Raw genomic sequence first — 24,450 nt, 5'->3', positions numbered from 1 at the left:
TTTTGATCGGTTTCGCGGAGCACGGGCAGCGACGCTGCCATCATATCGCTCCATTAAATATGATAGCCGTATATCCGCTCAACTCCAGCGCTGGCTCCATACCGCAACGCGCAAAAAAACCCCGGCCATGGCCGGGGTTGCGCGTAAGGGCTGTGCTGATCAGGCGTAGCTGTCAGTCGACGGGCAGCTGCACACCAGATTACGGTCGCCATAAACGTCATCGATGCGATTGACGCTGGGCCAGAACTTGTTTTCCAGCACATAGGGCAGCGGGAACAGGCCGGTTTCACGGCTATACGGACGCTCCCAGTCGCCGGCGATATCGGCCTTGCTGTGCGGCGCATTGCACAGCGGATTATTGTCCGCCGGCCACGCGCCATTCTGCACTTGCTCGATTTCCTGACGGATGGCCGCCATCGCCGCGATGAAGCGGTCCAGCTCCGCCTTGGGCTCGGACTCGGTCGGCTCTATCATCAGCGTGCCCGGTACCGGGAAGCTCATCGTCGGCGCGTGGAAGCCGTAGTCCATCAACCGCTTGGCCACGTCCACCTCGGTCACGCCGCTGGCGGCCTTGAGCGGGCGCAGATCGATGATGCATTCGTGAGCGACGCGGCCATTGGCGCCGGTGTACAGCACCGGGAAATGCTCGGACAGCCTGGTCGCCACGTAGTTGGCGGACAGCAAGGCATTCTCGGTGGCCTGCTTCATGCCTTCCGCGCCCATCATCGCGATGTACATATAGGAGATCGGCAGGATGGAAGCGGAGCCGAACGGCGCGGCCGATACCGCGGTCTGGCCCGGCTGGGCGGTGGGCACCGACGCCACCACGTGGTTGGCGATGAACGGAGCCAGGTGCGCTTTCAGACCGATGGGCCCCATGCCCGGACCGCCGCCGCCATGCGGGATGCAGAAGGTCTTGTGCAGGTTCATGTGCGACACGTCGGCGCCGATGTCGGCCGGACGGCACAGGCCCACCTGGGCGTTGAGGTTGGCGCCGTCCATATACACCTGGCCGCCGTGCTGATGGATGATCTCGCAGATTTCACGGATAGGCTGCTCGAACACGCCATGGGTGGACGGGTAGGTGATCATCAGCGCCGCCAGCTGTGCCGAATGCTGCTCGGCCTTGGCCTTCAGGTCGGCGACATCAACGTTGCCGGCCTCGTCGCAATCCACCACCACCACCTGCATATTCATCATCTGCGCGGTGGCCGGATTGGTGCCGTGGGCTGAGCGCGGAATCAGGCAGATATTGCGCTGGCTGTCGCCGCGCGACTCATGATAACGGCTGATCGCCAGCAGGCCGGCGTATTCGCCCTGGGCGCCGGAGTTGGGCTGCATCGAAATGATGTCGAAACCGGTGATCGCGCGCAGCTGCGTTTCCAGGCCGGCGATCATTTCCAGATAACCCACCGTCTGTTCGCGCGGCGCGAACGGATGCATATTGGCGAACTCCGGCCAGGTGATCGGGATCATCTCGCTGGTGGCGTTCAGCTTCATGGTGCAGCTGCCCAGCGAGATCATCGAGTGATTCATCGCCAGGTCGCGGCTTTCCAGCTTCTTCATATAGCGCAGCATCTCGTGCTCGCTATGGTGGGTGTTGAACACCGGGTGGCTCATGAAGGCGGATTCGCGCTTCAGCCCGGCCGGAATCGCATCGGCCGCGGCGGCGTCGAGCGCGGCGATATCGGCGCTCTTGCCGGTGAACAGCTCGATCAGGCGAACCAGGTCGGCCTCGCTGGCCGCCTCGTGGAAGGCGACGCCCAGCACATTGCCGCCGGCGCGGCGCAGATTGTAGCCGGCGGCCAGCGCCGCCTGATACACGGCATCGGCCTTGGGCAGTTCAACCTGCACCGTGTCGAAGAAGCGGTCGAACACCAGCTTGCCGCCGGCGGTCTTGACCGCGTGCGCGAAGATGGCTGCCAAGCGGTGGATGCGGGCGGAGATGCGCTTGACGCCCTCCGGACCGTGGTACACCGCGTACATGCCGGCGATATTGGCCAGCAGCACCTGGCTGGTGCAGATATTGGAGTTGGCCTTCTCGCGGCGGATATGCTGCTCTCGAGTCTGCAGCGCCATGCGCAGCGCGGTCTTGCCCTTGGCGTCCACCGACACGCCGATGATGCGGCCCGGCGCCGAGCGCTTCATCTCGTCCTTGAACGCGAAGTAGGCGGCGTGCGGGCCGCCGAAGCCCATGGGCACGCCAAAGCGCTGGGTATTGCCGATGGCCACGTCCGCCCCCATCTCGCCCGGCGATTTCAACGCCACCAGCGCCATGATGTCGGCTGCCACCACCGCCACCGCGCCCTTGGCCTTGACCGCGGCGATATGCGGGGTCAGATCGATAAGATCGCCGGCTTCGCCCGGATATTGGAACAGCGCGCCGAAGTATTCACCGTTGCCGGCCTCCTCCGGATGGCCAAGCACCAGCTCGAAACCGAAGTACTTGGCGCGAGTCCGCATCACATCCAGGGTTTGCGGCAGCACCCGGCTGTCGACGAAGAACTGGCCGGACTTGGCCTTGGACACGCGGCGCGCCATCGCCATCGCCTCGGCGGCGGCGGTGGCCTCGTCCAGCAAGGAGGCGTTGGCCAGCTCCAGGCCGGTCAGGTCTATCACCATTTGCTGGAAGTTCAGCAGCGCTTCCAGGCGCCCCTGGGCGATCTCGGCCTGGTACGGGGTGTAAGCGGTGTACCAGCCCGGGTTTTCCAGCAGATTGCGCAGGATCACCGTCGGGGTCAGCACCGGGTAATAGCCCTGGCCGATGAAGGATTTGTTGACCACGTTCTTGGCGGCGACAACCTTCAACGCGGCCAGCGCCTCGGCTTCCGGCATCGGATCCGGCAGCTCCAGCTTGCGGTTCAGACGAATGTCGGCCGGCAGCGTCTGCGCCACCAGTTCGTCGATGGACGCGACGCCGACCACGGCCATCATCTCGCTGCGTTCGGCGTCGGACGGACCGATGTGGCGGGCGATGAATTCCTTGCGATTGAAAAGTTCGGAGAGCGACATAAATCAAGCCTTTTGTCTTGGCCGCGCGCACCGCGCCTGAATGGCGCGGCGGCAACGGGACACAAGCGGTGAAACCATGAAAAAACCCCGCGTCGCGCGGCGACTGCGGGGCTTGCTGCGGCTATCAGGCGCCGATTTCCTTGGAGTAGGCCGCTGCATCCATCAGCGCGTCCAGATCCGCCGGATTGGCCGGCTTGATCTTGAAGAACCAGCCGGCGCCGTAGGGCTCGCTATTGGCCAGTTCCGGTTCGGCCTCCAGCTCTTCGTTGATGGCCAGCACCTCGCCGGCAACCGGACAGTAGATATCGGAAGCGGCCTTCACCGATTCCACCACGCCGGCCTGCTCTTCCTTGGCGAGCTTGGCGCCCACTTTCGGCAGTTCGACGAAAACGATGTCGCCCAGCAGTTCTTGCGCGTGCTCGGTAATGCCCACGGTCACGGAGCCGTCGGCTTCCAGACGCAGCCATTCGTGGCTTTCAACATATTTGAGTTCGGCGGGGATGTTGCTCATGAGTGTCTCCAATCAAATCCGTGTCAACGATATTCGTCGGCCGCTGCGCGGCCAGCCCGGCCTGTCGGCTCAGGCGAAAACTTTCTTGCCATTGCGCACGAACGGCATTTTGACGACGCGCACCTCGGTCAGCGTGCCGCGCAGGTCCACCAGCGCCTTGTCGCCGATGCCGGCCGGCACCCGCGCGATGGCGATCGAATGCTTGAGGGTGGGCGAGAAAGTGCCGCTGGTGATCACGCCTTCACCGACGCCTTCCACCACCACTTTCAGGCCTTCGCGCAACACGCCGCGCCCTTCCAGCACCAGGCCGACCTGCTTGCTCTGCACGCCGGCCGCCTTCTGCGCTTCCAGCGCCTTGCGGCCGATGAAGTCGCGCTCGGCCGGCTCCCAGGCGATGGTCCAAGCCATGCCGGCTTCCAGCGGGGAAACGGTTTCATCCATATCGTGGCCGTAGAGATTCATGCCGGCCTCCAGGCGCAGGGTGTCGCGCGCGCCCAGGCCTATCGGCGCCACGCCGGCGGCTTGCAGTTGCTGGAAGAAGGCCGCGGCTTCGTCACCTGGCAGCATCACTTCCAGGCCGTCTTCGCCGGTGTAGCCAGTGCGGGCATAGAACCAGTCGCCGACGGGCTGACCCTGGAACGGTTTCAAAGCTTGGATGACGGCGGCCAGCTCGGGCTTGACCGCGCAGACCTTGGCGATCGCCTGCGGGCCTTGCACCGCCAAGATGGCCAGGTCGCGACGCGGCTTGATCTCTACATTGAAGTCGCCCTTGTGGCGCGCCATCCAGGCCAGGTCCTTGTCGGTGGTGCCGGCGTTGATCACCATGCGGTAACCATAGGAGGTCAGGTAGACGATCAGGTCGTCGACCACGGTGCCTTCGGGTGTGAGCATGCCGGAATACAGAGCCTTGCCCTCGAAGCCGAGCTTGGCCACGTCGTTGGCGATCAAGCGCTGCAGCCAGGCCTTGGCGTCCGGGCCGCTGATGTCCAGCACCGTCATGTGGGACACGTCGAACATGCCGGCGTCGCTGCGCACGATCTCGTGCTCTTTGAGCTGGGAGCCGTAGTGAATGGGCATTTCCCAGCCGGCGAAGTCGACGATCTTGGCGCCAGCGGCGACATGGGCATCAAATAGGGGGGTGCGTTTCAGGGCCGTCATCGGTGCATCCTTAGCAAAAGCGTGTAGTGTTGCTCTATTCCCTACACCCCTCTGTCCCTGCACCTGAGATTTTCCGGCCTTGCGGCCGTTAGCCCCTTCGGTGGGCATCCGTTGGATGCCGCTCTCCAGATTCGGCAAGCTGGCTGCGGCCAGCTCGATGATGCAGTCCTTTTGCCTGAGCGATTGCGGGTGCGCTTGCGCCTTCGGCGGTGGCGCGGCGGCCACTCTCTCCTGCATGACGTGCCAGATTATGGTTGCTGTGCCAGGGCTTGGCAAGCCGTGTTTATCTTCAGCTTAAACAAGGACTTGAAATGTTCTTAATCGCAAAACACTGAACATCAATAGCTTCGTTTAATACCGATTTCGAACATAATATTTTCATTATTGATCACAAAATCGACAGCGCCACCATGAAACTCGCGCAGGACGTAAGATGACATCCATCTTATCGAACCAACACCGCTACCCGGAATGGAAAGGAAACCACGATGCGAAAACTGATCAACGACCCACGTCAGGTGGCGCGGGAAATGCTGGAAGGCCTGGCCGATACTCTGCCCGGCCTGGCGCTGCTGGAGGAAGAAAACGTGCTGCTGCGGGCGGACTTCCCGATCGGCGGCCTGCGCGACAAGGTGGCGCTCATTTCCGGCGGCGGCAGCGGCCATGAGCCGGCTCACGCCGGCTATATCGGCCACGGCATGCTGGACGCCGCCGCGGTGGGCGATGTGTTCACCTCGCCCAGCGTCGACACCGTGCTGGCGGCGATCCGCGCCGTCGCCGGCCCCAAGGGCGTGCTGCTGATCATCAAGAACTACACCGGCGATCGGCTCAACTTCGGCCTGGCGGCGGAGCTGGCCCGCGCCGAGGGCATAGCGGTGGACAGCGTGGTGGTGGCCGATGACGTGGCGCTGCGCGACACGGTGGAACCGGCGCGCCGACGCGGCATCGCCGGCACGGTGCTGGTGCACAAGATCGCCGGCGCGGCGGCCGCCTCCGGCGCCGATCTGGCCGAGGTCGCCGCCGCCGCGCGGCAGGCGGCGGAACAGGTGGCCACCATGGGCGTGGGCCTGGGCGCCTGCACCGTGCCGGCCACCGGCCGCCCCAGCTTTCAACTGGACAGCGGAGAGGCGGAACTGGGCCTGGGCATACACGGCGAGGCCGGCGTGCGCCGCGTGGCGACGCCATCGGCCGCCGATTTGTGCGCGACCTTGCTGGACGCCATCCTGCAAGACCGCGGCTGGCTCCCGGGACAGCGGGTGGCGCTGCTGGTCAACGGCCTGGGCGGCACGCCGCCGATGGAGCTCGCCATCGTCGCCCGCGCGGCGCTGGCTCATCTGCGTCTGCGCGGCCTCCTGGTGGAGCGCGCTTGGAGCGGCAACTTCATGACCGCGCTGGAAATGCCTGGCTGCTCGCTATCGCTGCTGGCGCTGGATGATCAGCGTTTGAGCTGGCTGGACCAAGCCACCCTGGCGCCGGCCTGGCCCGGCGCCGGCCGCATCCCTGCGCAACGCCAGCTGCGCGCGACGGCAGCCAGCGCCGCCGAAGCACCGCCGCAAGGGCCAGCCCTGCCCGGCTTGCGCCGCGCCGCCTTGGCCGCCGCCGCCGCGCTGGATGCCGCCGAACCCCTGCTCACCGAACTGGACGCGGCCTGCGGCGATGGCGACCTGGGCATCAGCATGCAACGCGGCGCCGCGGCGATCCGCGCCTTGCCCGACGCGGCCTGGAGCGCGCCCGACATCGCCTTGCGCGCGGTGGGCCAGGCCTTGCGCCAGGCGATAGCCGGTAGTTCCGGTCCGTTCTACTCCACCGCCTTGCTGCGCGCGGCGCGACGACTGGAAACGGTGCCGGCGCCCGGAGCACGCGACTGGGCCGCGGCCTTCAAGGACGGCGTTGCCGCCATCGCGGAACTGGGCGGCGCGCAAGTGGGCGACCGCACCATGCTGGACGCCTTGTCGCCAGCCGCCGATGCGTTCAGCACCGCTCTGGAGGCCGGCCATCCCCCCGCCGCGGCCTGGCGCGCGGCGCTGGAGGCGGCTGAGCATGGCTGCGCCGCCACCGCCGCGATGCGGCCGCGCCTGGGCCGCGCCAGTTACCTGGGCGAGCGGACGCTGGGCGTGCCCGATGCCGGCGCCAGCGCCGCGCTGGTCTGGCTGAAAGTCTTGGCCGGCTAAGATGCCGGTTCAAAGTCTCGCGAGCAAAAGCGAGACAAGGCGAAAACGAGCGACAAAGCGGAACGTACAAACGGTAATGAGTGTTTTCAACGCCGTATCGCCGACGCGCAGCAGATCCTAAGTCCGATGCGGGCCGCCGCGCTCTCCAGGGCACGGCGGCCGCGTCAATCAAGCGTGCTCGAGCAGCGCCGCCGCTTCCGCTTCCATCGACGGATAGATCCAGGCCCTGCCCATCGCCTGCGCCCACAAACAGTCGCCCAGATCGTAGTGCCACCATTCCTCGTGGTAATTGCTGAAGCCGGCCTGCTTCATCAAATTGAACAACACGCGGCGGTTGTGGCGCACCCTCAGCCAGCGCTCAGACGAGAAACCATGCGTCGGGTCCGGCTCCGCCTCGAAGAAATCGCTGCGCGACGCCGGCTCCGCCGCGTCGAAACCGGTGCCGAAATCGCACATCTCACCCGTGTCCAGCCGGCAGATGGCCAGATCAATCGCGCCTCCAGAGTTATGCGGCAGCACCGCGAAGCGGGCGGTGTCATCGGGGTGGGCGGCGAACATGCGCGCCTGACGCTCCACCGCCTCCGCGTCCCAGTCCGGATGCGCGGCGGCCACATCGGCCAGCACCATCTGGAACAGATCGGCCTGGGTTTCGCGGCTGCGATAAGCATCGAACAGCTGCAGTCCGTAGCCCGGCGCCAAGCGCGCCGCGGCCTCGCGCAAGCGGCGCGCGACGAACTCCCGCGCCAGCATCGGCTCGGCGCAACCCTTGCGGCCGGCGCGGTGATAACTGTTTTCCGGCAGCAGCCCATCTGCGCGCAACAGCGCGCAAGGCGCGCTTTGCTCGCGCATCCGCGCCAGGGTCGCGGCATCCGGCGCGGCATAGTTGAAGTCGATGGCGGTGAGCAGATCGGCGGCGGCGCTAATCTTCATGGTATGGATTCCTCCCGGAGCAAAGCGTCTTAGTAAGCCATTTGCGGTCGGCATAGGCAAGCATCCGGCCTCATGACGAAAAACCGACGGACATGAAAAACGCGGCGCCAGGCCGCGTGGTTCAAATCAACGCCCATGCGCTCAAGACGGATCGGCGTAGCGCTCCTTCACCTGCCAGACATAGACCGGCAGGCCCAGCAGCAGCAGAATCATGCCCCACATCACGATGTCGGCGCCGGAGCCGTACAAGGCCCACACCGAATAGGCGAAACCGACGCCGGCGAAGCACAGCGGCGCCAGGAAGTCCTTGCGCTGGAATTGCTGCGGTCGCATCAGCATGATGGCGAGCAAGGCCATCGAACAGAAGGCGTAAGGCAGCAAGGTGGTGGCGGTGGCCAGCAGGATGATGAATTCGAAAATCTTGACGCCACCGTCGCCGCCCGCGTACTTCATCGCCATCAGCACCGTCACCAGCCCGCTGGACAGCAGCAGGCCGAAGATGGGCACGCCCTCGCGATTCATCTTCGCGAAACGGCGCGGGAACAGTCCGTCGTGCGCGGCGGCGGCCGGCACATGGGCCTGCATCAGGCTCCAGCCATTGAGCGCGCCGAAGCAGGACACGATGGCGCCGAAGCCGACCAGGTAATAACCCCAATCGCCCCACATCAACCGCGCGGCGTCGGCGAACGGCGCTTGCGAGGCGGCCAGCAGCGCCGGCGGCATCAGGCCCATCAGCGATACCGTGGACAGGATGTACAACACGGTGGCGATCAGGGTGCCCAGCACCGTCGCGCGCGGGATGTTCTTCTCCGGCTCGATCACGTCACCGGCCGGCACCGACGCCGACTCCAGCCCCAGGAAGGCCCACAAGGTCAGCGCCATGGTGGCGGACACCGAGCTGAGCAAAGGCTTGCCGTGCGGATTGAACACGATGTTATCGGCTTGCAGATGGAAAAAGCCGATAAAGGTCACCGCCGCCAAAGGCAATAGCTTCAACAGCGTGGTCACCACCGCCACCAGGCCGGAACTGCGCGCGCCGCGGCTGTTGATCCAGGTAACGATCCAGATCAGGCTGATGGCGAAGGCGCCGGCCAGCAGATTGTCATGCCCCAAGGCCGGGATGAACACCTGCATATAGCTGGTGGCGGCCACCGCAAGCGCGGCATTGCCGGCCCATAGCGCTATCCAGTAGCCCCAGGCGATCCAGAAGCCGGCGAAGCCGCCGAAGGCTTCGTGTATATAAGCGTAAGGTCCGCCCTCCTTGGGCAGGATGGCCGCCAGCCGCGCGAACACCAAGGCCAGGCAGATCGCGCCGGCGGCGGTGAGCAACCAGCCTATCATCGACACGCCGCCGAACGGCGCCAAGGAGGCAGGCAATAAAAACACGCCGGAACCTATCATATTGCCCACGACCAGGGCGGTGCACATCCACACGCCCAACGCCCGCTTCTTGGTGTTGCTGTCTACATTGTCATTGCTCAAGGCTTGGTCTCCATCGGGCCTGCCGATTGCGGACGCCGCTCATCGCGGCCGCTCCGCGCTGTCATGGTGCATGGCATGCGCGCGCTGACTGAAATAGGCCTGACCGGCTCTGTTCCAGCACGGATTAAGTCCGTAGAAAAAGCGCCCATGATAGTGGCGCGGCGCGGCGAGCCGGGCATGCTTTCTACGGAGCGCTTGACCGGGGTCAACAGAAACGGCGGTTGGCACCAGCGCGCATGCGCGAAAAAAGGCGGCATTAGAACACAAATCCAACATAAAAACAGGTCGCATTTGTGTTTTTTTCGCGGCACGGCGCGGATGGACTGCCTCCGCCAAGCCTGAGGCGGCAGGACTCACGCCAATGCCAATATAGGAGAAAAACTCAAGCCCGCGGTATCAGGCGTCGATGGTGATCGGCCCCGCCGGCACGCGGTCCAGCGACCAACTGGCGCGCGCCCATGCCCACAACTCGGCCAGGCTGCCGCAGTCCGGCGGCGGCGTATGGCCCAGGCGGCTCAGCGCCTGTCGCAGTTCCGCGGCGGCGGCGGCGGCGGAAATCGCCGGCGCCAGCGTCTGCTTGGACAGTTTTTCCCCGGCGGCATTGACCAGCACCGGCAGATGGCAATAAGCGGGGGTGGGCACGCCCAGCGCTTGTTGCACCGCGATCTGGCGCGGCGTGGACACCAGCAGGTCGGCGCCGCGCACCACGTCGGAAACACCTTGCTCGGCGTCGTCCACCACCACCGCCAGCTGATACGCCCACAAGCCATCGGCGCGCAGCAACACGAAATCGCCGATGTCGCGCGCCAGGTTCTGGCTGTATACGCCCTGCAGACGGTCTTGCAGCGAGGTCTCCCCGTCGGCCAAGCGCAAGCGCCAGGCGCGCCCCCCTTGCTCCGGGGAGCGCTGCCGACACAAACCGGGATAGACGTAGCCGTCCAGGCCACGTCGCGCCAGCGCGGCGATGTCCTTGCGCGTGCAATTGCACGGATAAGCGTGGCCGGAGGCGATCAGCCTCTCCAGCGCATGCCGGTACAGCGCGTGGCGACGGCTCTGGTACGCCACCTCGCCATCCCATTCGAAGCCGAAAGCGTCCAGAGTCCGCAGGATATGATCCGCGGCGCCGGCCATTTCCCGCGGCGGGTCCAGGTCCTCCATCCGCAGCAGCCATTCGCCGCCGCGCGCGCGCGCCTCCAGATAGCTGCCTACGGCGGTACACAGGGAACCGGCATGCAACAGGCCGGTGGGGCTGGGGGCGAAACGCCCGCGATAAGTGGCAATGGTCATGACGGCGATGTGAATTTGCGGCGGACAGGGCTTGCGCAGGGAATTTCTGGCTAATAATGTTGACTGATACGCTCAAATCATCACCCGGCCGCCAAAGCTTGCGGCGGCCCGTTTCGACGACAAGGAGCCGGACATGGCCTACGTTGTAACCGATGCCTGCATCAAATGCAAATACACTGACTGCGTCGATGTCTGCCCGGTGGACTGCTTTCACGAAGGCCCCAATTTCCTGGCGATAGACCCGGAAGAATGCATAGATTGCACGCTATGCGTGGCGGAATGCCCGGTGAACGCGATTTACGCCGAGGACGACGTGCCGCCGGGCCAGGAAGGCTTCATCGCGCTGAACGCCGAACTATCCCGGATCTGGCCCACCATCACCGAGAAGAAGGACCCGCTGCCGGAGCATGAGGACTGGGCCGAGCTTGAGGGCAAGCTGCAACACCTGGAGCGCTGAGCATCCGCTCGCGCTCCGCTGCGCGTCGTGAGGCGGACACGGTGAGCACAGCTTCGAAATGCTCATGTACCGCCTTCCTCAGCGGCTCTCGCTCTTGCTCGCGAGATCGTGAACGGTTCAGAAAAGCGATTCAGATGAACAGCTCGATATCCCCCGACTTGCCCGCCACCTCCGGCTGCATCACCTGCTGCCGGTAGCGGTTTTCCTCGCTGATCAGGCTGCGGCTGCGCTTGAGCTTCTTGACCAGCACCTTGCCGCTGTCGGTGAAGAAGTACACTTTGCGCGCGCAGTCGCCCAGCAAGTCCTCGGCCAGGATGGGAATGTTTTCCGCGTCCAGGTAGCCGTGAATGAAACGGCGGTTGCGCTCGCCCACATTCATCACCGACATGCCGTCCAGCACATTGCCGCCGCCGAAGACCTTGGCCTCCATCCGGTGGCGCATCGCGCCCAGTTTCTGCATTTCGGTGATCATCAGCTCCATCGCGTGCACGCCGAAACGCGCGGCGGACGCGCCCTCGCCGACATCGATGCTGCCGTCCGGCAGCAGGAAATGGTTCATCCCGGCCACATTGGCCACCCGGTCCAGCATGCACACCGCCACGCAGGAGCCCAGCAAGGTGACCAGCAATTGCTGCTGGCCGGTCACGTAGAAACCGCCGGGGAACACTTTCACCGCCTGGCTTTGAAAATGTTTGTCAAAATAGGAATGGCTGCCGAAATGCACCGCGCCCTTGTTCATGACATCGCCTTTTCCGCCTTGCCATACAGGCAGGCCATGATTTTGGAGGGCAGCGCGTCCAGCGGCCACTCCTGTTGCACGCCGCCGGCCTTCATCGCCTCGCGCGGCATGCCGTACACCACGCAGCTGGCCTCGTTCTGACCAAAGGTGACCGCGCCGGCGTCGCGCATCTTGCGCATGCCGTCCGCGCCGTCCCGCCCCATGCCGGTCAGAATCACGCCGATGGCGCGCTTGCCCAGACAGGCGGCCGCGGAATCGAATAGCGGATCCACCGACGGACGATGCCGGTTCACCTTTTCATCCTGCGTCAATGCGATACGGAAGTTGCCCAGCACGCCCTGTACCCGCATATGCCAGTTGCCGGGCGCGATATAGGCGACACCGGGCTTGATCGGCTCCCCGTCCTCGGCCTCCTTCACCCGCATCGGGCAATAGCTGTTCAAGCGCGCGGCGAAGCCGGCGGTGAAATACTCCGGCATATGCTGCACCACCAGGATGGGCGGGCAATCGGCCGGCAGCCCGCTGAGCAAGGCGCGGATCGCCTCGGTGCCGCCGGTGGAGGCACCGATAAACAGCATCGCCTGCTGCGCGCCGGCGCCTAGAGGCGGCACCGGAGGCGGCACCGGAGGCGGCGGCGGATTGGCGGGACGGTGAAAGCGATGTGGCGCGCGCACCCTGGCCGCCGCCGCGGCCCGGATCTTGTCGCGGATTTCATCGGCGTAATCGCCCATCCGGCGCGCGATATCGTGCGCCGGCTTGGACAGGAAGTCGATAGCGCCCAGTTCCAGCGCGGTCAAGGTCGCTTCCGAGCCCTGCTGCGTCAAGGAGGAAATCATCAACACCGGCGTGGGCCGCAGCCGCATCAGCCGGCGCAGGAACTCCAGCCCGTCCATCCTCGGCATTTCCACGTCCAGCGTGATCACGTCCGGGTCCAGCGCGCGGATGCGCTCACGGGCGATCAGCGGGTCGGACGCGGTGGCCACCACTTCCAGATCCGGCGCCTCGTTGATGATGGAGGTCAGCAGATTGCGGATCAGGGCGGAGTCGTCCACCACCACTACCCGAATTTTCTTTTCAAGCGCCATCCACGCTCCCGGATCGATAAATAGGCCGCACGCGCCGGCTAGGCCAGCCGGTAGCTGGTTTTGCCGCAGGGCAGGAACGCGTCGCTCAGGTGCAGGATGTTCTCCGAATGCCCCAGCAACAACAATCCGTCCGGGGCCAGGTGCCGCGCCATATGATTGAGTATGGCCGCCTGCGTCGGCTTATCAAAATAGATCAGCACATTGCGGCAGAAGATGACATCGAACTCGCCCAGCTCCGGCCAGGACGGCGCCACCAGATTCATCTGGAAAAACGTCACCGCGTCTCGCAGCCTCTTCTTCACCCTCACCTTGCCCTCGTTGGCGCCCACCCCCTTGTCGAAGAAGCGGTGCAACTGCGCGTCCGGCAATTTGTTGGTGCGTTCGCTGCCATAAACTCCGCGCATCGCCTGCTGCAGCACATGGGTATCGATATCCGACGCCAGCAGTTCGAAAGGAAAGGGCCGCATGCGCTCGGCCAGTTCCGCCAGCGTCATCGCGATGGAATACGGCTCCTCGCCGGTGGAGGAGGCCGCGCTCCACACCCGGTACGAGCGTCCGCGCCGCGTCCAAGCTTCGGCATGCGCGCGCAACATGCCGAAATGATGCGGCTCGCGAAAAAAAAACGTCAGATTGGTGGTCAGCGCATTGACGAAGTTCTGCCACTCGTCCGCCACCTCGTCGCGCTCCAGCCGGTCCAGATATTCGGCAAAGCTCTTCAGGCCCAGCGAGCGCACCCGCTTGGCCAGCCGCGCATAGGCCATATGGGTCTTGCTGTCGTTCAGCGCGATGCCCACCCGCTGATACACCATGCCGCGGATGCGGAGGAAGTCATCGGGAGTGAATTTGATATCCAATTCCAGCCCCATCAAGCCTGTATTCCCCGGCCCGCCGCCCGGCTAGCCGGGGTCAAAACTCCTCCCACTCGCCATCGCTCAGATCCACCTGCGGCCGCAGGCGCTCCGGTACCTGTATCTTGCCGGCCGGCTTGGCCGGCGCGGGCTTGAAGCCAGGCAGCGGCGCAATCGGCTCCGCCAATGGTGCGACACGCGCCGGCACGGCGCGCGGCCTCAGCGCGGAATCGCTGAGCTTGAACACTTGTACCGCGTCGTCCAGATAGCGCGCCTGCTCTTCCAGCGACTCCGCCGCCGCCGCCGCCTGCTCCACCAGCGCGGCGTTCTTCTGAGTATTCTCGTCCATCTGCGTCACCGCCAGGTTCACCTGCTCGATGCCCGAGCTCTGCTCTATCGATGCGGCGGATATATCGCTCATGATGTCGGCGACGCGGCGGATGGAGATCACGATCTCGTCCATGGTGCTGCCGGCCTCGTCCACCAGCTTGGAGCCGGATTCGACCTTGGACACCGAGTTGCCGATCAGGCCCTTGATCTCCTTGGCGGCGGCGGCGGAGCGCTGCGCCAGATTGCGCACCTCGCTGGCCACCACGGCGAAGCCGCGGCCCTGCTCGCCGGCGCGCGCGGCTTCCACCGCGGCGTTGAGCGCCAGGATATTGGTCTGGAACGCGATGCCGTCTATCACGCTGATGATGTCGACGATCTTGCGCGCGCTGTCATTGATCTCGTTCATGGTGGCCACCACGTCGCCGACCACCTTGCCACCGCGCGCGGCGATGTCGGACGCGCCTATCGCCAGGCTATTGGCTTTCTTGGCGTTTTCGGCGTTCTGGCGCACCGTGCTGGTGATTTCCTCCATGCTGGAAGCGGTTTCCTCCAGGCTGGCCGCCTGTTGCTCGGTGCGACTGGACAGATTGGCGTTGCCGGACGCGATTTCGCGCGCGGCGGTGTTGATCGCGTCGGTGGATTCCTTGATATTGGCGACGATTTCCTTCAGGCGCTCCACCGTGGTGTTGGTGTCGTTCTGCAATTGGCGGAACAGGCCCTGATAGTCGCCCTTGATCGCATGGGTCAGATCGCCCTTGGCCAGCGCCGCCAGCACGGTGGCGATATCGCCCAGCCCTTGGCTGGTCACCGTCAGCAACTGATTCACGCTCTCGCCCAACTGCCGGAAGAAACCATCCTTGCCTTCCAGATTGATGCGCTGCTCGAAATCCCCGGCGGCGGCGGCGGCGATGATGCCGGCCACTTCCTTCTCGATTTCAATCTCCCCGGTACGGTCCTTCCATTCCACCACCGTGCCCAGCCGCGAACCATCGGTGCCGAACACCGGATTGGCGACCAGCCCGAAAATACGCGTGCCTATGCTGATCTGCGCGCGATAGGTCGAGCGCAGATTGGCCAGCAGGTCGCGCTGATGCGCGGGATTGCTATGGAACACATCCATATTGGTGCCCAGCAGCGTGCGCGCGTCGAAATTGGGCAGCGCCTTGCGCATATCGGCCTCGGCGCGACGCAGCATTTCCATGACGCTGTGATTGGTGTAGATGATGTTGCGTTCGTTGTCGGCGATCATCACATTGGTGGAAGCGTTGTCCAGCGCATTGCGTACCCGGATGTTCTCTATCGCCTTCTCCGCCAGCAGGCTCATCGACGCGAACAGGCTGTGCTTGTCGCCCGGCTTGACCTTGATTTCGGAACGCACCTGGCCTTCGGTCAGCTCGCGCATCACCTTGACCAGCTCCGCCGGCTCGCCGCCCAGTTGGCGCATCAGCGAACGGATGATGAAGACGCCGAAGCCTACGCCTATCGCCAGAGCCAGCAGGGTGAACACGAACATCAGCCTGTAGGCCTGCTGCGAATTGTCGCTGGCGTCCTGGCCGGCCTTGCGCATCAGGCCCTCTTCAAATGCGATGTAGCGGTCTATCGAATCCATGTATTTGAGCTGGGTGTCGCGCAGCGTGACGAACAGATAATCGCGCGCCTGCACTTCGCGCCCCTGCGCCTGCATGCGCCGAAACACCGCCAGTTCGGAGCGGAAGTTGGCTTCGTCGGCGCGCATGCCTTCGAACAGCGGGCGCCCGGCGCTGCTGACATTGGGCTCCAGTTGCGCCATCCGCTGCGTGAGCTTGGCCAGGTTATTGTCGATCTCCTGGTTGAACTCCTTGATCAGCTGCGGATCCTTGCTCAGCAGCAGATTGCGCACATCGCGCGACGTCAGGTTGACGTTGGCGGCGAGCTTGTGCGCGACGCTGACCTGCGGGATATGCACGCTGGAAATGCCGACCAAGTCCCCTGCCACCCCCTGCAATTGCCGGACCGCCAGCGTCATCGCCACCGCCAGCAACAGGATCAGCAGGCCGAACCCCAACGCCAGCCTATGCATCACTTTCATATTGTTCATTCTTCTACCCCTCAAACACGTCTGCGACGCCGGGGCTCGCCCGGTCCGCGGCATCGGTCAGCGCCATTTCCTCGCTGCCCATCAGGCGCTCGATATCGACCACGATGATCATGCGGTCGTCCAAGGTTCCCAGTCCTTCGATATAGGCGGTGTCCACCGCCGCGCCAAACTCCGGCGCGGCGCGCAACGCCTCCCGCTCCAACTGGATCACATCGGACACCCCGTCCACCACCGCGCCGATGACACGGCCGAACACATTCAGCACGATGACCACGGTGAATTCGTTGTACACCGGCTCGCCCAGGCCGAACTTCAGCCTCAGGTCCACAATCGGCACGATGTGGCCGCGCAGATTGACCACGCCCTTGATGAATTCCGGCGCGTTGGCGATGCGGGTCACCGCATCGTAGCCACGGATTTCCTGCACCTTCAGAATATCGATGCCGTACTCTTCCGCGCCCAGCGTGAACACCAGCAACTCATTGCCCGAGCGCCGCTGCGCCAGCCCCGGGTCTTCCCGTTCCGCCCCCATCTGTCCTCTTCCCTTGTCTATTCTCATGCATCCAGCGCCTGTGCCGCACGCTGGTTGTGCCGCGCGATCGCGGCGATGTCCAGGATCAGCGCCACTTGGCCATCGCCAAGAATGGTGGCGCCGGAAATGCCATCCACCTTGCGGTAATTGGTTTCCAGGTTTTTCACCACGAATTGCTGTTGGCCGATCAAATCGTCCACCAACAGCGCCAAGCGGCCATGGCCGGCCTCCACGATCACCAGGATCGCCTCGCTCGGCATTTCTCGCGCTTCCGGGATGGCGAAGAACCGGCCCAGCGACACAATGGGCAGATATTCGCCACGAATGCACACCACCTGGCCGCGCGCGGCCACGCTCTTGATATCGTGCGGCGCGGGCTGCAAGGATTCCAGCACCGCGCCCAGCGGCATCACATAAGTTTCCGCGCCGATGCGCACCGACATGCCGTCCATGATCGCCAGCGTCAGCGGCAGATGAATGCCTATGGTGGTGCCCACATCGGCCATGGAATCGACCTCGACACGGCCGCCCATGCTCTGAATATTGCGCTTGACCACGTCCATGCCCACGCCGCGGCCGGACACATCGGTCACCTCGTCGGCGGTGGAAAAGCCGGCTTCGAATATCAGCGCCCATACTTCGGCGTCGCTAAGCGAGTCCGGCGCCGCCAGCCCGCGCTGCCGCGCCGTGGACAGAATCCGTTCCCGGCTCAGGCCGGCGCCATCATCGCTGACTTCGATGACGATATTGCTGCCCTGATGGAAGGCGCGCAGCGTCAAACGCCCCACCGGATCCTTGCCCCTGGCCTGCCGCGCCTCCGGCGCCTCTATGCCATGGTCCAGACTATTGCGCACCAAATGGGTCAACGGGTCTGACAGCTTTTCGATGAAACCCTTGTCCAGCTCAGTGTTCTCTCCGCTCATCTGCAACTCAACCCGCTTGCCCAGCCGGCCGGCCAGATCGCGCACCACGCGCGGAAACCGGTTGAATACAAAGGCGATCGGCGTCATCCGGATCGACATCACCGCCTCCTGCAACTCACGCGCATTACGCTGCAGAGCGCCGATGCCGCTGAGCAGGCGCTCGTGAGCCACTGGGTCCAGCCTGGTGCCGGACTGCTCCAACATGGACTGAGTGATCACCAACTCGCCCACCAGGTTGAGCAGCAGATCCACCTTGTCGATATTGACTCGAATCGAGCTCTCGCCGCCCAGCCCGGCTCGCGCCGCCGGCTTGGCCGCGTCGATACCCGTCGCCGGACCGCTGCTTCCCCCATCTCCAGGCGGCGGCTCGAAGAGCCCGAAGCCGTCCCCCTCCAGCCAGACCCCGTTGTCGGGTTCCGGACTGGCCTCGAGAAACAGGCCGAAACTGCCCTCCTCCTCCACGCCGTGGTCCACATTGATGCGGAAACTGTCCTGCGGCACCGCGAAGGCCAGCGACTCCGCCACCTCCGCCGCATCCAGCGGCGAGGTGAATACCGCCACCCAAGGCAGGTTTTCCGCCATTTCGCCACGCTGCACCACGCTTAAATCGCCATGCTCGGCCAGCGACTCCAACACCGCGTCGATATCGACATCGGCCAATGGGTCCAGCTCCAAGTACAGCGTCCAATGGCGCGTCTCCTCCGGCGGCTTTCTTTCCGCCCTGGCCGCCGTCGGCTCGGCGGCCAGCGTCTCCAGCCGCGCCTTGATCGTGGCGGCCAGCGCCGCGTCGGAGACGCCCTTGCCCTTGTGCGCGGCCAGCATGCCGAGCAACGCGTCCTTGGCGCGCAGAATCACGTCCACCATGTCCGCGCTCAAATCGCGGGTGCCGCGCCTGACCTCGTCCAGCAAGCCTTCGAGCACATGAGTCAGGTCCGCCATGTCGGCAAAGCCGAAAGTGGCGGCGCCGCCCTTGATTGAATGCGCGGCGCGAAACACCGCGTGCAAATCCTCCTGCTGCGGACAGGACGGATCCATGCCTAGCAACAGGCTTTCCATGCTGGCCAGATGTTCATCCGCCTCATCAAAAAACACTTGATGAAACTGCGACATGTCGATTGCCACAAGCTTGCTCCTCGCCGTGCCCAAGATCAGCCGATTCAGCCGATCACGCGCTTGACCACGTCCAGCAGCTTCTGCGGATCAAATGGCTTGACCAGCCAGCCGGTGGCGCCCGCCGCGCGCCCCAATGCCTTCATCTGATCGCTGGACTCCGTGGTCAGCATCAGTATCGGCGTCGTGGCATAGGACGGCAGCTTGCGCAAAGAGCGGATCAAGGTCAGCCCATCCATGCCCGGCATGTTCTGATCGGTCAGGACCAGATTGAACTGCCCGCCCTGGGCCTTGCTCAGGCCGGCATTGCCATCGCCGGCCTCAACCACCTCGTAGCCGGCGCTCTTCAAGGTAAACGACACCATCTGGCGAATCGAAGCGGAATCGTCAACCGTCAATATTTTTTTATGCATAACATCCCCGTTCCAGGAAGCCGTTCGCCACCCGAGCGCCATGCGCGCCGGACGGAAGCGCCCCCAACACCTTGCACATGCTCAGCCGCCGTCGCCTTTCGGCCACTGCGCAATGGGCGCCGCGCCCAAAATGCTGAAGCTCGCACAGATATTCATCGTTGATCAACTAAAAGCGGGACACGCTGCCGCGCTCCATTCAGTATGCCGTCACTCCCCCTAACGATTCGGCAACGGCCGGGCCGGCGCAGCGGAAAACCGCTCCAGCGCGGTCGGCACCGCGAAGGCCAACGACGACATATCGTCATTGTAAGGACTGGCGAAGCCTAGCGGAATCGAAGGCAGGGGGCCATAGCCGAACGAGCCGGCGGCGGCGATGCCGGACAAGCTCAACAAGCGCGACAGCAGATAGGGCAGGTCAGACTCCTCCATGCCGTCGCTGTGCGCCAGGAAGTGCTGCCCCTCCGCCCACGGCAGCGTCAGCGGCACCCGCGGCTCGATATCGCCGCTCAGGCCCAAGGGGCTGCACATCGACGGAAAGCGCCGCTCCAGGCGTGAAGACAGAAACAGCAGAATATCGGGCATGCCGGCATTGAGCACACGCACCTGCCGGCCCGGCCAGTCGATTTCCAGCAGCGCGGCTCCGACATAGCGCCCATCGGCCACATGGCGGAACATATAGGCATTCAGCTCCGCCAGCGTCTCCGGCGACAAGGCTTGAGACAGCAGGCAGCGCGACGCGCCCAGCACCAGCAGCGCCGCGTCCAAAACCGAGCCCTGGCCATGGCCGGAGGCATCGGCCAGAATCAGCAAAGTCCGGTCCGGCAAATCCGCGCGCAACACCACGTCGCCGCCGCTGACGTCCACCGGCTTGACCGACACTTCCAGCGGAAACAGATGCGGCGGCGAGTCCGCCGAACGATACAAGGACATCGCGCCGTTGATGATGTCGAACGCCGCCTTCCCGAACAGGCAGGGGCACAAGGACTGCTGCTGCCAACACCAGGCCAGCAGCCGCTGGCGCAGCAGCTCCATGTCGAAACCGCCACGCAGGAAATGAATATTGGGAGAAGACAGCCAGGGCGCGGCGCGCCCCGACAGAAAAACCCACAGAGGCTTGCCGCTCTCCCATTGCTCGCATAGCGCGAGCGGAGCGTCGCTCAAATCCGTCAGCCAAAGATCCTGCCTGCCGCCCACCGCGAAGTCGGCGCCACCGCAAAACCACCAGTCCAGCGCCGACAACCAGGGGTCGCTGCGAACCCGTGCCTCGGCATCAGCGGACAACCAGGCCCGGATGCGCACAGACGCTCCAATGCAAAAGTGATTACTTGATGGTGAACATCTTGTTGAAGCAAGCGATTTCGAATACCTGCATCACCGCCTCGCGACAGTTGATCAGGACCATGGTCTTCTTCTGTCCCGCCGCGCGCTCTTTCAGCAGCAGCAGCATGCCCAAGGCGGAGCTGTCCAGGAACGGCACTTGATCAAAGTCGATCTCGATTTCCTGCACCTCCGGGTTGTCCAGCAACTCTTGGCTGGCCTGGCGGAATTCCCGGTGCAGATTGAAATCGAACTGCCCGATCAGCATCATTTTTCCAACTCTGCCCTCAACTTTGACAATGGGTCTCATGCGGCGTCCTCGGCTTTCTTGTGTAAACGGCACATCCATCACGATTGCATCATCGGAAGACTGAGCTCAAAGCACGCCCCGCCTTCCCCCCTATTGAAACAGCGGACTTGGCCGCCCAGTTCATCCACCACTTTCTTGACAATGGCCAGCCCCAGACCGGTGCCGCCCGGCCGCGTGGTGAAAAAGGGCTCGAACATCTTGTCCAGCTGTTCCGGGTCCAGCCCCGGCCCGGCATCCTCCACCCGAAACAGCAAGGCCGCGTCCTGGCTTTCCACCGACAAGCGCAACACATCGCCGGCCGCGGAAAAATGCCAAGCGTTTTCCAGCAAATTCACCAGCGCGCCTTGCAGCGCTTTACGGTCCACCAAAACCTTTATGGCAGATGACACTGCCACATTGCAATCAAAAAGCACACCTTTTTCATGACATTGTGGTTGCATGACAGCGCGCAGATCATCCAGCAATCCGTCCAGGTCCAGGGGCTCCAGCGTCGTCACTTGGCCACGGACATAACCCAGCATGTTCTGGATCAAGCTCTCCAGCGCCCGCATCCTGGCCAGGCTCTTATCGACAAAGCGGGCACGGTCCTCCGCCCGGGGGATATCCTGCTTCAGATTGGCCGTGTACAACATCGCGGTGGCCAGCGGCGTGCGCAGTTGGTGGGCGAGCGCCGCCGCCATGCTGCCCATGGACGCCAGCTTCTGTTGGCGGGCCAATTCCCCGGTCAATTGATGCAAACGCGATACATCGTGAATAAGCACAATCTGTCCGCCAAAAGAGGGCAACTCCTGACATTGCATCGTCAACACCAAACCCGGCTCGCCATGCAAATGGCAATAGGTGCCATCCAGTTCGGAACGCTCCAGCCCCGACAGCGCATCCCGCCATAAAGCGCCTACGGAACAACCATTTAGCATTCGACTGGCCGCGGGATTGATCGCGTTGACCACGCCTTCGGCCGATACTTGCACCACGCCGGCCGGCAGCGTCTCCAACAATAAACCCAGGCGCTCGGCCAGCATCGCGTTCTCGTCGCGCTGTTTGCGCAGCTGATTGTTGGCTTCGTCCAGCTGCGCGTTGAGAACGGCCACCTGGCTCTCAAGTTGTCTATATGCATCAATGAGTTGGCTTGAGACGGCATTGAATTGCTCGAATGCGGCCTCCAATTGCTGCTGATCTTTCAGGCTTGAAACCATATGCCGAATCGCTTGCGAGTTATTTGTAAAAACCACTTAAACAGTATGATAATGAATGGGTATCGCTGAGCCAACTTGTTATCTGGCATGCAGCTCAGCAAAAAAAACCGGGCAAAACCGATATCTGGCGTATAAAGGGTAGTAGTACGCCACTTCAAAAGAATACAGCGGAGGTTTCTGTGTCAGAGCTTCTCAAAAAAATCGACGCCAGGACGAAGCTGGCCGGCACCAACAAGCTGGAAATCCTGCTGTTCTCGTTGGGCCAGGATCAGCGCACAGGGCGCAAGGAAATCTTCGGCATCAACGTGTTCAAGGTGCGCGAGGTCATGCGCACCCCGGAAATCACTTCCGCACCTGAAATGCCGTCCTCGGTGGAAGGCATGGTCAGCCTGCGCGGCGCGCTGGTGCCGGTGATCGACCTGGCCAAATACACGGGCGTGGTCACCAGCAACAAGCCGGAAATCATGATCGTCACCGAATACAACGCCCACACCCAGGGTTTCCTGGTGGAGGCGGTGGACACCATTCTCCGGCTGGACTGGTCGGCGATGCGCGTGCCTCCTGAAATGATCACCAACCGCATGGCCGGCCTGGTCACCGCGGTGACCGAGCTGGACAACGGCACGCTGGTGATGATGATGGACGTGGAGAAGGTGCTGGCGGAAACCACCATCATCGACGACGGCCACACCTTCCTCGGCATCGAGCCGGTGAAGGAGCCGCGCCGGATTTTCTTCGCCGACGACTCCGCGGTGGCGCGCAAGCAGATCGAGCGCACGCTGGAGGCGATGAACATCCAGTACACCTCCGCCATCAACGGCATGCGCGGTTGGGAGGAATTGCAGAAGATGGCCAACCAGGCCGACCTGGCCGGCAAGAAACTGTCGGACTCGCTGCACCTGGTGCTCACCGACGTGGAAATGCCGGAAATGGACGGCTACATGCTGACCAAGATGATCAAGAGCGATCCGCGCTTCAACGGCATTCCGGTATTGATGCACTCGTCCCTTTCCGGTTCTTCGAATCAGAAACTGGGCGAATCGGTCGGCGTGGACTCCTACGTCGCCAAGTTCGAGCCGCAGAAACTGTCCATGAAGCTGCGCCAGATGCTGAATCTGGAACCCAAAGACTAAGATCGTAAGTAAGCAAAAGCATTAAGGGAGAGGGACAGATATGGCAGCCACAGACGCCTCCTTGCTTGCAACCGTTGACGCCAGGACCAAGCTGGCAGGTTCCAACAAAATGGAGATTCTGCTGTTTTCGCTCGGCACGCGGGAAACCTTCGGCATCAACGTGTTCAAGGTGCGCGAGGTATCGCAAACCCCCGCCATCACCAAAACACCGAACATGCCGTTTGGCGTGGAAGGCGTGCTGTCGCTGCGCGGCAATATCATCCCGGTCATCTCGCTGGGCAAATTCATCGGCGCCGATCAGAACCGCAGTTACGACACCATGATCGTCACCGAATTCAACAAGAGCACCCAGGCCTTCCTGGTTGACTCGGTTGACCGCATCATCCGCGTGGACTGGGACAAGGTGCGCGCGCCGGAAAACATGATGATGGCCTCCGCCGGCACCAATCAGAACCTGATCACCGCGATCACGGAACTGGAAAACGGCAAGCTGGTATCCATCCTGGACGTGGAGCAGATCCTGGCCAGCGTGGTCGGTGAACCGCGCCTGCCCGACGTGCCCACCGCCCAGCTGGAAAATGACCAATACCTCTTCTTCGTCGACGACTCGGTCGTCGCCCGCAAGGAAATCACCGGCGTGCTGGAGAAAATGGGCATCAAATTCCAGCAAGCCACCAACGGCCGCGAAGCCTGGGACAGGCTGCAAACCTTGGCCAGCCGCAATTTCGGCGAGGACGAATGCCTGCACGACCACCTGAAGATCATTCTGGTGGACGCCGAAATGCCGGAAATGGACGGCTACGTGCTGACCAAGCTGATCAAATCCGATCAGCGCTTCCGCGGCATTCCGGTCGTAATGCACTCGTCGCTGTCGTCCAACGCCAACCGGGCGATGGGTTCCAGCGTCGGGGTGGATGCCTATGTCGCCAAGTTCGACCCAGGCGTGTTGGCCGAAACTTTGATTCCATTCCTGCAGAGGTAGTCGCTACAATATGCGGCTCGATGGAATTCAGATAAATCAGGACACACCTCAATGGCAGACAAGAATATTCGCTTCCTAGTCGTAGACGACTTCTCCACCATGCGGAGAATCGTGCGCAATCTTTTGAAGGAACTGGGGTTCACCAACGTCGACGAAGCCGAGGACGGCATGGTGGCGTTGCACAAGCTGAAGACCCAGCACTTCGACTTCATCGTCTCGGACTGGAACATGCCCAATATGACCGGCATCGAGCTGCTCAAAGCGGTTCGCGCCGACGCCCAGCTCAAGCACCTGCCCTTCATGATGATCACCGCGGAAGCCAAGCGCGAAAACATCATCGAAGCGGCCATGGCCGGAGCCAGCGGTTATATCGTGAAGCCTTTCACTGCCGCCACCATGGAAGAAAAAATGAACAAGATCTTCCAAAACCTGAATAAACCAGCCTGA

Annotated in this window: 22 protein-coding genes and 2 riboswitches; of the genes, 6 read left to right on the top strand and 16 right to left on the bottom strand. The window is 63.3% G+C overall.

The genetic code is table 11. The annotated features are described in order from the left end of the window. Positions 1-159: 159 nt before the first annotated feature. The 3 genes from gcvP to gcvT form a co-directional block, all read right to left on the bottom strand. A complete protein-coding gene (gcvP, locus tag VI26_RS14905) occupies positions 160-3,012 on the bottom strand; it encodes an aminomethyl-transferring glycine dehydrogenase (RefSeq protein WP_048410541.1) in 2,853 nt (950 codons plus the stop codon). 124 nt (positions 3,013-3,136) lie between these two features. Beyond that, the gene (gcvH, locus tag VI26_RS14900) at positions 3,137-3,523 is read right to left on the bottom strand and encodes a glycine cleavage system protein GcvH (protein WP_048410540.1); all 387 of its coding nucleotides are present in this window, start codon (positions 3,521-3,523) and stop codon (positions 3,137-3,139) included. A 69-nt stretch (positions 3,524-3,592) separates the two neighbouring features. Beyond that, the gene (gcvT, locus tag VI26_RS14895; protein WP_048410539.1) at positions 3,593-4,681 is read right to left on the bottom strand and encodes a glycine cleavage system aminomethyltransferase GcvT; all 1,089 of its coding nucleotides are present in this window, start codon (positions 4,679-4,681) and stop codon (positions 3,593-3,595) included. A gap of 41 nt (positions 4,682-4,722) precedes the next feature. Continuing rightward, positions 4,723-4,820: riboswitch (glycine riboswitch) on the bottom strand. A 14-nt stretch (positions 4,821-4,834) separates the two neighbouring features. Further along, a riboswitch (glycine riboswitch) is annotated at positions 4,835-4,925 on the bottom strand. 244 nt (positions 4,926-5,169) lie between these two features. Here gcvT and VI26_RS14890 point away from each other — a divergent pair. After that, on the top strand, positions 5,170-6,852 hold the full coding sequence (locus VI26_RS14890) for a dihydroxyacetone kinase family protein (protein ID WP_048410538.1): 1,683 nt from the start codon (positions 5,170-5,172) through the stop codon (positions 6,850-6,852). Between the two features lie 168 nt (positions 6,853-7,020). On the opposite strand, the gene VI26_RS14885 is transcribed toward VI26_RS14890, so the two are convergent. Beyond that, positions 7,021-7,782 carry a M15 family metallopeptidase gene (locus tag VI26_RS14885; RefSeq protein WP_053074438.1) on the bottom strand — a complete coding sequence of 254 codons (762 nt, stop codon included), beginning with the start codon at positions 7,780-7,782 and terminating at the stop codon, positions 7,021-7,023. A gap of 141 nt (positions 7,783-7,923) precedes the next feature. Further along, complete coding sequence (locus VI26_RS14880; protein ID WP_231462735.1) at positions 7,924-9,264, bottom strand: amino acid permease; 1,341 nt, start codon at positions 9,262-9,264, stop codon at positions 7,924-7,926. A gap of 75 nt (positions 9,265-9,339) precedes the next feature. Between VI26_RS14880 and VI26_RS24610 the strand changes: the two genes are divergently transcribed. Then, a complete protein-coding gene (locus tag VI26_RS24610; protein WP_156183899.1) occupies positions 9,340-9,606 on the top strand; it encodes a hypothetical protein in 267 nt (88 codons plus the stop codon). 54 nt (positions 9,607-9,660) lie between these two features. Here VI26_RS24610 and gluQRS read toward each other — a convergent pair whose 3' ends face one another. After that, positions 9,661-10,551, bottom strand: a complete 891-nt coding sequence (gene gluQRS, locus VI26_RS14875) for a tRNA glutamyl-Q(34) synthetase GluQRS (protein WP_048410537.1) — start codon at positions 10,549-10,551, stop codon at positions 9,661-9,663. Between the two features lie 133 nt (positions 10,552-10,684). Here gluQRS and fdxA point away from each other — a divergent pair, with 133 nt between their 5' ends. After that, on the top strand, positions 10,685-11,008 hold the full coding sequence (gene fdxA, locus VI26_RS14870) for a ferredoxin FdxA (RefSeq protein WP_048410536.1): 324 nt from the start codon (positions 10,685-10,687) through the stop codon (positions 11,006-11,008). A gap of 130 nt (positions 11,009-11,138) precedes the next feature. Here fdxA and cheD read toward each other — a convergent pair whose 3' ends face one another. The 10 genes from cheD to VI26_RS14820 form a co-directional block, all read right to left on the bottom strand. Further along, complete coding sequence (gene cheD / locus VI26_RS14865) at positions 11,139-11,747, bottom strand: chemoreceptor glutamine deamidase CheD (RefSeq protein WP_048410535.1); 609 nt, start codon at positions 11,745-11,747, stop codon at positions 11,139-11,141. Beyond that, the gene (locus tag VI26_RS14860) at positions 11,744-12,832 is read right to left on the bottom strand and encodes a chemotaxis response regulator protein-glutamate methylesterase (RefSeq protein WP_048410534.1); all 1,089 of its coding nucleotides are present in this window, start codon (positions 12,830-12,832) and stop codon (positions 11,744-11,746) included. Before VI26_RS14860 ends, cheD begins: the two co-directional genes overlap by 4 nt. 38 nt (positions 12,833-12,870) lie before the next feature. Then, positions 12,871-13,698 (bottom strand): CheR family methyltransferase, encoded by an 828-nt coding sequence (locus VI26_RS14855; RefSeq protein ID WP_048410533.1) that lies wholly within the window; start codon positions 13,696-13,698, stop codon positions 12,871-12,873. 40 nt (positions 13,699-13,738) lie between these two features. Continuing rightward, positions 13,739-16,087, bottom strand: a complete 2,349-nt coding sequence (locus VI26_RS25335) for a methyl-accepting chemotaxis protein (protein ID WP_197081486.1) — start codon at positions 16,085-16,087, stop codon at positions 13,739-13,741. 4 nt (positions 16,088-16,091) lie between these two features. Beyond that, a complete protein-coding gene (locus VI26_RS14845) occupies positions 16,092-16,646 on the bottom strand; it encodes a chemotaxis protein CheW (protein WP_231462729.1) in 555 nt (184 codons plus the stop codon). Then, on the bottom strand, positions 16,643-18,652 hold the full coding sequence (locus VI26_RS14840; RefSeq protein ID WP_082151089.1) for a chemotaxis protein CheW: 2,010 nt from the start codon (positions 18,650-18,652) through the stop codon (positions 16,643-16,645). The genes VI26_RS14845 and VI26_RS14840 overlap by 4 nt, the downstream gene beginning before the upstream one ends. Before the next feature lie 47 nt (positions 18,653-18,699). After that, on the bottom strand, positions 18,700-19,065 hold the full coding sequence (locus VI26_RS14835) for a response regulator (protein ID WP_048410530.1): 366 nt from the start codon (positions 19,063-19,065) through the stop codon (positions 18,700-18,702). A 216-nt stretch (positions 19,066-19,281) separates the two neighbouring features. Further along, positions 19,282-20,364 (bottom strand): PP2C family protein-serine/threonine phosphatase, encoded by a 1,083-nt coding sequence (locus tag VI26_RS14830; protein WP_156183898.1) that lies wholly within the window; start codon positions 20,362-20,364, stop codon positions 19,282-19,284. 22 nt (positions 20,365-20,386) lie between these two features. Then, positions 20,387-20,692 carry an STAS domain-containing protein gene (locus VI26_RS14825; RefSeq protein WP_048410528.1) on the bottom strand — a complete coding sequence of 102 codons (306 nt, stop codon included), beginning with the start codon at positions 20,690-20,692 and terminating at the stop codon, positions 20,387-20,389. A 38-nt stretch (positions 20,693-20,730) separates the two neighbouring features. Next, a complete protein-coding gene (locus VI26_RS14820; protein WP_048410527.1) occupies positions 20,731-21,888 on the bottom strand; it encodes a PAS domain-containing sensor histidine kinase in 1,158 nt (385 codons plus the stop codon). Between the two features lie 179 nt (positions 21,889-22,067). Here VI26_RS14820 and VI26_RS14815 point away from each other — a divergent pair, with 179 nt between their 5' ends. Genes VI26_RS14815 through cheY form a run of 3 tightly spaced genes read left to right on the top strand, consistent with a single transcriptional unit; the run spans position 22,068 to position 24,450 of the window. Further along, positions 22,068-23,021 (top strand): chemotaxis protein, encoded by a 954-nt coding sequence (locus VI26_RS14815; RefSeq protein ID WP_019103159.1) that lies wholly within the window; start codon positions 22,068-22,070, stop codon positions 23,019-23,021. 40 nt (positions 23,022-23,061) lie between these two features. Further along, the gene (locus tag VI26_RS14810; RefSeq protein WP_048410526.1) at positions 23,062-24,003 is read left to right on the top strand and encodes a chemotaxis protein; all 942 of its coding nucleotides are present in this window, start codon (positions 23,062-23,064) and stop codon (positions 24,001-24,003) included. 51 nt (positions 24,004-24,054) lie between these two features. Continuing rightward, entirely contained in the window at positions 24,055-24,450 is a 396-nt protein-coding gene (gene cheY / locus VI26_RS14805) for a chemotaxis response regulator CheY (protein WP_048410525.1), read from the top strand.

This window comes from Chromobacterium sp. LK1 (assembly GCF_001043555.1).
Taxonomy (GTDB): Bacteria; Pseudomonadota; Gammaproteobacteria; order Burkholderiales; family Chromobacteriaceae; genus Chromobacterium; species Chromobacterium aquaticum.
This window is presented reverse-complemented; position numbering and strand designations above follow the sequence as displayed.